Here is a 3,012-nt window from a genome sequence, read left to right as displayed (position 1 = left end):
GCTTACGGTGGCGCTTGTCAGCAGCAGCGGAGAAGCCGGGCTCAGGATCAACGTGCTTAACGCGCCGCTGTTTGACCCCGTTTTGTTTACCGTTACGGTATAGGTTTTTGTAGCAATGCCATCCGGCGCAGTTACCACGGTAGTTATTAAAGTGGGGCCGCTATTAAGCGGTATGGGAGCCGATGCTGTACCGCTGGTTACCGGTACACCGTTTATTGTAATAGTGCTATTTGGATATGTTGCTGTTGGGGTAAGCGTTACGCTACTGGTTGTTGCGTCGACCCCGGTGGTATAATTTACTGTACCAACTGCTGAACTTGCCAGGATCAGCGGAGAACCCGGGTTCATGGTTAATGAACTTAGCGAAGGATTATTGGATGGGTTTACGGTGATGGTGAAGGTGATAGGTGCGCCTGCACAGCCTGCACCGGCTGTAACAAAATTGCCAAAAGAGCTTGCCTGTAGGTCTACGGAAACTGTAGCCACAATAGTACTTGTTGCAACATCGATAACAGATACAGTACCTGGAGTGAAATTTACAACATACAATTTGCTGCCGTCAGGGCTTAGCGACAGTCCACTAGGATCTCCACGATCTACGTAAATTGTTCGTACTACTTTATTTAATGCGGTACTGATTACAGCTACGGTACTACCGTTTGTAAGATATACCAGGTCTCCGGTAGAATTTACCAGTGCGCTATAACGTGAATTTAAACCGGATGTAATAGTAGATACCACTTCATTGGTTGAGGTATTGATTACTGAAACCTTATCAGAATTTGCTACGTACAACCTGCTGCCATCCGGGCTAATTGATATTGCAAACGGGTCCGAGCCTACCTGGATAGTTGCTATTACTGCTTTAGTTAAAGTATTATTTACTGTAATAACCCCCGGCTGAAGACTTGAAACATATAGCCGGCTGCCATCTGGGCTTATCGCTACCCCATTAGGATAGTCACCTGCAGCATAATCGGATATTACCTCATTTGTAGCAGTACTAATTGCTGCTACACCGCCGGCTCCATCCCGATTATAATAGGTGGCATACAAGATGTCGCCATCCGGACTTACTACTAAACGTTCACAATTAGGAATATTACCGATGGTGGCCACTATTGTATTATTTGCTGCATCGATCACCGAAATATTTCCAGGATAATAACTTCCCACATACACCCTTGCGCCATCCGGGCTAACTGCAATACAGCGTGGGTCAACACCCACAACAGGAATGGTAGCCACTACCGTATTGGTTGTGGTGTTTATCACTGATACGTTGTTATCGACTTCACTGGCTATATATGCAAATCCTATGGGTACAGGAGTGGCAGTGATGGTAGCCGTAACCGGGCTGGTGCCTGAGTTTACGGCAGTAAAGGAGGCGATATCGCCGGTGCCGCTTGCTGCTAAACCGATACCTGGTGTATTATTAACCCAACTGAAACTATTGCTTCCTTCACTAAAAATAACAGCGGCTGCAGTGGACCCGCTTGCAACGGTTTGGTTGGGTACCGGGGCTATAACAGGTAACGCTTTTATAGTGCCGGTTACGGCCACGGTTTGGCTGGTAAATCCAGTAGTGGACAGCACAACATTGCCCGACATGGTACCTACAGGTGCAGAAGAAACCGACCGCACATAAACTACTGTGCTGCTAACCACACCACCCGATTGTGTGAGCGTTACACTGCCGCCATACCCGCTGCCAACTGCAAGTGATACCTCAAAGTTCGTTGGGGCTGTAGCGGTGATATTGTCAGTTAAACCATTGGCGGTAACTATAAACCGTTGCGTGTTTAATGAAGCTGTACCTAAACAAGCAGAAATATTGCCGACTCTGGTACCCACCTGGATGCCAGGCGGTGTTGGATTTACCGTAATAGTAAAAGTAACCGGCGCGCCGGCGCAGCTTGTACCACCAGTAATGAAATTGCCGTACGACATGGGTTCCGCACCTACAGGAATTGTAGCTACAGTTGCGTGGGTAGCAGCGTTAATTACTAATACATTGTTGTTACCTGGACTCTCCACATACAAAAATCGGCCGTCCTGGGTTACCGATATGCCAAAAGGATTTGAACCGGCGGGAAAAGTAGCTGTAACAACATTGGTTGCCGTATTGATGACGGAAATATTATCTGAATAACTATTGGTAACATACAACACGCTGCCATCCGGGCTTAGTGCTACACCCCAGGGACTTTCCCCTACCGGGATAGTAGTTGTAACAACATTGGTTGTGGCATCGATCACGGAAACAGCATTTGAATGATAATTTAGTGCATAGATTTTACTGCCATCCGGGCTTAAAATTATCGCTTGTGCCTTAACCGCCTTAATGCTGTCTATAACGGCATTGGTTGCGGTATTAATAATACGTATAGCATTTGAGATACCGCCCGCATCAGTCACATACAAACGGCTGCCATCCGGACTTAAGGCTAAACCACTTGTATAGCCGGTTAATGTTATTGTAGCAGTTATAGCGTTGGTTACAGCGTTGATAACCGTAACCGTGTTGCCGCCTGAATATCCCACATATACCTTGCTGCCGTCGGGACTTACCGTGATAGCGGCAGGTTGCGTTATAACATGCAGATCAATAGTGGCTGAAACCGTATTAGTTGTCGTATTAATTACCGAAACGGAATTTGAATGGTTATTTGCTACGTAAACCTTGCTGTTATCCGGGCTTACCGCAACATTATAAGGAGTTGCGCCCACAGGAATAGTTGCAATTACCTTATTGGTTATTGTATTGATTACCGAGACCGTATTATCCTCCTCCCCATTTGCCACATATGCAAGAGGCGCTACCTGGGGGGTAACTGTAATAGTTGCAGTTACCGGGCTGAAGCTTGCATTTACAGCAGTAAATGCGGCGATATCCCCGGTACCGCTTGCGGCCAAACCAATGCCCGGAGTATTATTAACCCAGGTAAAGGTATTGCCGGTACCTGTGAAACTAATGGCTGCGGTAGTATCACCGTTTTTAAGGGTTTGATT

The 3,012-nt window shown here is 46.7% G+C and carries 1 protein-coding gene; it reads right to left on the bottom strand.

Annotation, left to right across the window (positions count from 1 at the left end; all coding sequences use genetic code 11):
- Positions 1-3,012 (bottom strand): cadherin-like beta sandwich domain-containing protein (locus tag AC1DU2_RS30790; RefSeq protein WP_477389457.1); only part of this gene is annotated, 3,012 nt, incomplete at both ends.

The organism is Mucilaginibacter sp. P4_C11, from assembly GCF_056402115.1.
The sequence above is the reverse complement of the archived record's forward strand: the minus strand, read 5'-3'. Positions and strand labels throughout refer to the sequence as shown.